Here is a 6,001-nt window from a genome sequence, read left to right as displayed (position 1 = left end):
AACAAAGATGTGTGCATTAGATAGCCGGCGAGACCGGGCTTGTTTGTCACCGTCATCCGCGAGACGCTTCCGTCCCGGGAGAGACACCTGCCACTGGGGCGTCAGGACCACACGACTTCGCCGTCCGCTATCTCGCGTGCTCGTCAGTCACGCGCTCAGCGTCCACCGCATCCCAACCCAACACTCGTGACGATCGCGAAGCGCCCCTCAATCGGGTGAGACGGGCGGATTCATACACTGATTTGCACTTCCGAAAAACCGAAATATTTTTCGCGCGGGGGCTTGCCTCGTCGGGCAAATCAGTGGCAAGCGGCGCGGCGCCGGTAGATCATGACGGTGACGTCGCGTTCGCGCCGCTGGACGCGGGGAGGCGAGGTTCTTCCGGCCGGATCTGCTCAAATTGGGGCTCCTCGCCCGCCGGCGGCGCTTGCCGCCTTGCGCCCCGGCTGGTAACTCCGCGTCAGATTTGCAGGTCAAATCCGACTTGCAGCCTTGCGACGCATGACATGGCCGACAAACCGAAAAAACCGCAGAAATTGAAGGCGCGCCTGCCGCGCGGGCTGGAGGACCGCGGTCCCGCCGCGATCGCGGCCACGCGCCAGATGGTGGAGAAGATCCGCGCCGTCTACGAGCTTTATGGCTTCGAGCCGGTGGAGACGCCGGCGATGGAGTACACCGATGCGCTCGGCAAGTTCCTGCCCGACCAGGACCGTCCCAACGAGGGCGTGTTCTCGTTCCAGGACGATGACGAGCAGTGGATCTCGCTGCGCTACGACCTGACCGCGCCGCTCGCCCGCTACGTCGCCGAGAATTTCGATCACCTGCCGAAGCCCTATCGCTCCTATCGCTTCGGCTACGTGTTCCGCAACGAGAAGCCCGGCCCCGGCCGCTTCCGCCAGTTCATGCAGTTCGATGCGGATACCGTGGGATCGGCTTCGCCCGCGGCTGACGCCGAAATGTGCATGATGGCCGCCGACACGATGGAAGCGCTCGGCATTCCGCGCGGCTCCTATGAAGTGAAAGTCAATAATCGCAAGGTGCTTGATGGGGTTCGAGACGCGCTCGGCATTGCGGACGAAGGCCGGTGGCTGACCGTCATGCGCGCCGTGGATAAGCTCGACAAGTTTCCCGTCGGCGAGGTGCGCAAGCTGCTCGGACCTGGGCGTTGGGATGGTGGTGAGGAAGGAAAGGGTGATTTCACCAAGGGCGCCGGCCTCGATCATATTCAAGCGACGTTCGTGCTCAGCGCGGTCGGGCAGTCTTCCGAGATGAAGGAGGACGAGTACGCCCCACTGAAAGAGTTGCAGGCCCGCTTCGATCAAAGCGTAGGAGTTGAAGGTCAGAAGGAGCTTCGCGATATTATTTCGTTTGTCGGCGAATACTCCGACCGCATTCGTATCGATTCCTCCGTAGTCCGCGGTCTCGAGTACTACACGGGCCCGGTCTACGAGGTGGAACTCAAGCTGGAAACCAAGGACGAGAAGGGCCGGCCGGTGCGGTTCGGCTCGGTCGGCGGCGGCGGGCGCTATGACGGGCTGGTCTCGCGCTTCCGCGGCGAGCCGGTGCCGGCGACCGGATTTTCGATCGGCGTGTCGCGGCTGCAGGCCGCGCTCACCATGCTCGGCAAGCTCGACACGCGGCCCGAGTTCGGGCCGGTGGTCGTCACCGTGTTCGATCGCGACCGCGTCGCCGACTACCAGAAGATGGTCGCGGAGCTGCGCAACGCTGATATCCGCGCCGAGCTCTATCTCGGCAACCCCAAGAACATGGGCAACCAGCTCAAATATGCCGATCGCCGCAACTCGCCCTGCGTCATCATCCAGGGCTCGGACGAAAAGGCGCGCGGCGAGGTGCAGATCAAGGACCTGATCGAGGGCGCCAAGGCCGCGGCCGCGATCGCCTCCAACCAGGAATGGCGCGAAACGCGCCCCGCGCAGTTCTCCTGCGCGGAAGCCGATCTCGTCGCCAAGGTGCGCGAGGTCCTGGCGCGCCATGACGTGATGTGGGGATAGCCATTCGCTTCTGACGCGATGCCCGGCCTTGTGCCTGATGTCCACGTCTTGTTTGATAGAAAAGGACGTGGATGGCCGGGACAAGCCCGGCCATGACGAAAATAAAGGGAGACCAAAATGCCCGAGATCACCATCAGCATGGCCGCCGGCCGCACCGAGGAGCAGAAGGTCGGCATGATGCGCGATATCACGCAGGCGCTGGTGAAGAACCTCGGCGTCGACGCGGAAGCTGTCGTGATCCAGATCAACGAGGCGCCGCTGCATCACAAGATGAAGGGCGGCAAGACCTTCGTCGAGCGCAAGACCGCGCAGAAGTGACGCGTTAGCGTCATTCCGGGGCAGCCCGCAGGGCTGAACCTCAGATGTGCAATTGCACATCGGGGAATCTCGATCCGCAATCTCCAGATTCCGGGTTCGCGCTTCGCGCGCCCCGGAATGACAAGCAGGCACCATGGACGCACGCGACTTCATCAAGATCGGCATGAGCGCGGAGCGCATGCTCGTGGTGCCGCCGGAGCGCACGGTCGGGCATTTCGTGCCGGGCATGCCGATGGTCTATGCGACGCCGATGATGATCCTGGACATGGAGATGGCGTCGGGCGACGCCATCCGAGCTTCGCTGCAACCGGGATGGGTCACGGTCGGTACGGAGGTGGACGTCCGCCATCGCGCCGCCGCCCTGGTCGGCGCCACGGTGCGGACCACCGCCAAGGTGGTCGCGGTCGAGCGCCGCGTCATCCGCTTCGAGGTCGAGGCCTTTGAGGGCACGCGCAAGCTCGGCGAAGGCCGCCACGCCCGCGGCCTCATCAATGTCGAGAGTTTTAACCGGCGGCTTGCCGGGACGTCGGACGCTCAGTCGTAGCGTAGTGCGTAGGGTGGGCAAAGGCGCGCTTGCGCCGTGCCCACCATTCACGGCGTGCTCGCGATGGTGGGCACGCTGCGCTTTGCCCACCCTACGATTCTGCCAAGGCGCCTACTTCGCCAATTCCTTCGAGCGCTTGGTCGCCGCGGCGATGGCGCGGGTCATCAGCGGCTGCAGGCCGTCCTTGGCCATCAGCACCTTGAGCGCTGCGGCCGTGGTGCCGCCGGGCGAGGTGACATTCTGTCGCAAGGTCGCCGACGGCAAATCCGAGCGATGCAGCAATTCGCCGGAGCCGGCGACGGTCGCGCGGGCAAGGGTGGTGGCGAGCGCTTCGGGGAGGCCGGCGGCGACGCCGGCGCGCGCGAGCTCTTCGGCCAGCAGGAACACATAGGCCGGGCCGGAGCCGGAGACCGCGGTCACCGCGTCCATCAGGCTTTCATCGTCGACCCATTCGACGGGGCCGGTGGCGCGCAGCAGCGCATCCGCGGTGGCGCGCTGCGCGGCGCTGACGGTCTTTGCGGGGACAGCGACGGTGATGCCGCGGCCGATCGCCGCCGGCGTGTTCGGCATCGCGCGCACCACCATGCCGCCGCAGACCTCCTCGAGTGCCGACATCGTCGTGCCGGCCATGATCGAGACCACCAGCGTGGACGGCCCGACAAATTGCTTCAGCGCCGCGCCGGCCTCGCGGAAGGACTGCGGCTTCACCGCGACCACGAGCGTGTCGACCGCGCCGGTGTCCTGCGCCGACGGATTGAGGCGAACGCCCTTGCCGGCGAGCGCGGAGATCTCGGGCGCAAGATGCGGATCGATCACCACGACCCGCTCGGGCGCAAGCCCCTGCGCCAGCCAGCCGGTCAGCATCGCGCCGCCCATCTTGCCCGCGCCCGCAAGCGCGATCGTGCCGGTGGTGTTTTTCAGTGCGCTGCTGGATGTGTTCACGGGTCGCTCCACAAACTCTCGCGTCGTCCCGGCGAAGGCCGGGACCCATAACCACAGGCGGTTCTAGTGAGGCGAGCGATCAGCCACAAGCAGTTTGCGTGAGCCCCGCGGTCACGGAGTATGGGTCCCGGCCTTCGCCGGGACGACACCGAATTTGCTGAAGCGCTGGAGCGAGACCCTTACGCCTCGCCCTGGGTGTCGAACATCGCCGCCGACATCGCTTCCTCGGCCGACTTGCCGGCCCAGACCACGAACTGGAACGCAGGGTAATAGCGCTCGCAGGCGTGGATCGCGTTGACCAGCATGCTCTCGCATTGCGCGGTAGAGGCGGTGAGGCCGGCCGGCAGCACCAGCGCCTGGCGATGCATGATCATGCCGGTGTGGGTCCAGAGATCGTAATGGCCGACCCACAATTGCTCGTTGATCGCGGCGATCAGCCGCTGCACCTCGGCGCGCCGCGCCTGGGGAATCTTCATGTCGAAGGCGCAGGCCAGATGCAGCGCCTCGATCTCGCCCATCCAGGTGAAGGAGAGCTGATAGTCGGTCCAGTCGCCCTTGGAGACGATCGTCACCTCGTCTTCGCCGGAACGCTCGAACGCCCAGTTGTTGTCGGTGGCGATATCCTCGACCACCGCAAGCGGATTACTCCGGGAATCGATAATGCCTTCGAGGAGGGACATGCCGTCTCGACCCTTGTTCTTATGCTCTGTTGATACGCACACTGAGGCCGGCACGCGCGACACATTGCATCGTAGCCGAGTGCAGTTCCTCGATCGGGCTTTCCGGTTGGTCCGGGAACTGACGGGCATGAAGTGATGTGATTTGCGGAATCCGCGCAACCGCACGCCGAGTCCGTCCACAGCCAAAGCGCGGCTCGTCCACAGCTCATCTCGCCCCATCTATTAATTTGAGAACAAATCGGAATCGGAATTGCTCGCGTAACGATTTGTTAACCATTTGGTTCGTCGCGCCGCGCGCTGTGATTTGGCGAATATCGGTCCAAAAGGCCGTTGCCAGACTCGCTTGCCGGGCATGGGGACATGCCGATTTCCCATGCCAAAACGGCTTGCCGGGCTGTCGCGGTTTGGTCATATTTCCTGTCAGGCACGTCCATCCCGGGCGGGCCGATGTTCTCAGGGCGGGGTGAAAGTCCCCACCGGCGGTAAGGGCGATGAGCCCAAGCCCGCGAGCGCCTTCTTCGCGAAGTCGGGGAAGGGTCAGCAGATTCGGTGCAACTCCGAAGCCGACGGTTACAGTCCGGATGAAAGAGAACGGTTGCGGCGGCCCGCGCGTTTTCGCGTGGGTCAATGTCGTTGTCCGTATGCCCTGATTCTGGTCCTGAAAGAGGAAAGCCATGAATCAGATGTTGCAAGACCAAGACCTCCAAACCTCCCAAGCCGAAGTCACCTCCGATCCACCGGCGGCACCGCCGGCGGTGGAACATCCGCGCTTTGCAAAACCGCAGCGCGTCGCGTTCGTGCAGGCGTCCTGGCATCGCGATGTGGTGGAGGAGTGCCGCATCGCGTTCCTGAGGGAGATCGAGGCGCGGCACATCACCAATATCGATGTGTTCGAGGTGCCGGGCTCGTTCGAGATCCCGCTGCATGCGCAGATCCTGGCGAAGACGCGCCGCTACACCGCGATCGTCGCCGCAGGCCTCGTCGTCGATGGCGGCATCTACCGCCACGAGTTCGTCGCCGACACCGTGATCAAGGCGCTGATGGACGTGCAGCTGCGCACCGAGGTGCCGGTGTTCTCGGCGGTGCTGACGCCGCAGCAGTTCCACGAGACCGAGGTGCATTTCGACTTCTTCCGCAAGCACTTCGCGATCAAGGGTGTCGAGGTGGCGCAAGCCTGCGCCAATACGCTGCTCAGCCTGGAACGCCTGCGCGGCCAAGTCGCGGCGGGGATCGCGGGCTAATCCGCAGACTCGCTTCACCTCTCCCGCTTGCGGGGGAGGTCGCATTGCATCGAAGATGCAATGCGGGTGGGGGCTCTCTCCACAGTGTGACTCGCGGCGATACCCCCACCCCAACCCTCCCCCGCAAGCGGGAGAGGGGGCGCAGCGTCTCCGCGGTCGCCAATTTCGACCTAGTATGCAAACGCGATTCCGGCATGCGTGCCGGGATCGCGTGCGCCTGCCCTGCGTTCGGTTATGCTTGCGGGCCTAAGATCAGACGAACCG

Annotated in this window: 6 protein-coding genes and 1 riboswitch; of the genes, 4 read left to right on the top strand and 2 right to left on the bottom strand. The window is 64.5% G+C overall.

Features of this window, described 5'->3' with window-relative positions; translation table 11 throughout:
* Positions 1–506: 506 nt before the first annotated feature.
* From hisS to ACFFWD_RS14240, 3 genes are all read left to right on the top strand, one after another.
* Positions 507–2,012: a histidine--tRNA ligase gene (hisS, locus tag ACFFWD_RS14250; RefSeq protein WP_376966044.1), complete on the top strand. Its 1,506-nt coding sequence runs from the start codon at positions 507–509 to the stop codon at positions 2,010–2,012.
* A 117-nt stretch (positions 2,013–2,129) separates the two neighbouring features.
* Complete coding sequence (locus ACFFWD_RS14245) at positions 2,130–2,330, top strand: tautomerase family protein (RefSeq protein WP_376966042.1); 201 nt, start codon at positions 2,130–2,132, stop codon at positions 2,328–2,330.
* Between the two features lie 133 nt (positions 2,331–2,463).
* The gene (locus ACFFWD_RS14240) at positions 2,464–2,874 is read left to right on the top strand and encodes a thioesterase family protein (RefSeq protein ID WP_376966040.1); all 411 of its coding nucleotides are present in this window, start codon (positions 2,464–2,466) and stop codon (positions 2,872–2,874) included.
* 111 nt (positions 2,875–2,985) lie between these two features.
* On the opposite strand, the gene proC is transcribed toward ACFFWD_RS14240, so the two are convergent.
* Together proC and ACFFWD_RS14230 are read right to left on the bottom strand one after the other, a co-directional pair.
* Positions 2,986–3,750 carry a pyrroline-5-carboxylate reductase gene (proC, locus tag ACFFWD_RS14235; protein WP_376966056.1) on the bottom strand — a complete coding sequence of 255 codons (765 nt, stop codon included), beginning with the start codon at positions 3,748–3,750 and terminating at the stop codon, positions 2,986–2,988.
* A 245-nt stretch (positions 3,751–3,995) separates the two neighbouring features.
* Positions 3,996–4,496: a type III secretion system chaperone family protein gene (locus ACFFWD_RS14230; protein ID WP_376966038.1), complete on the bottom strand. Its 501-nt coding sequence runs from the start codon at positions 4,494–4,496 to the stop codon at positions 3,996–3,998.
* A 445-nt stretch (positions 4,497–4,941) separates the two neighbouring features.
* Positions 4,942–5,093: riboswitch (FMN riboswitch) on the top strand.
* Between the two features lie 77 nt (positions 5,094–5,170).
* On the opposite strand from ACFFWD_RS14230, the gene ACFFWD_RS14225 reads away from it, so the two are divergent.
* Positions 5,171–5,737: a 6,7-dimethyl-8-ribityllumazine synthase gene (locus tag ACFFWD_RS14225; protein ID WP_376966036.1), complete on the top strand. Its 567-nt coding sequence runs from the start codon at positions 5,171–5,173 to the stop codon at positions 5,735–5,737.
* Positions 5,738–6,001: the final 264 nt, after the last annotated feature.

This window comes from Bradyrhizobium erythrophlei, assembly GCF_042430365.1.
GTDB classification, from domain to species: Bacteria; Pseudomonadota; Alphaproteobacteria; order Rhizobiales; family Xanthobacteraceae; genus Bradyrhizobium; species Bradyrhizobium erythrophlei.
This window is presented reverse-complemented; position numbering and strand designations above follow the sequence as displayed.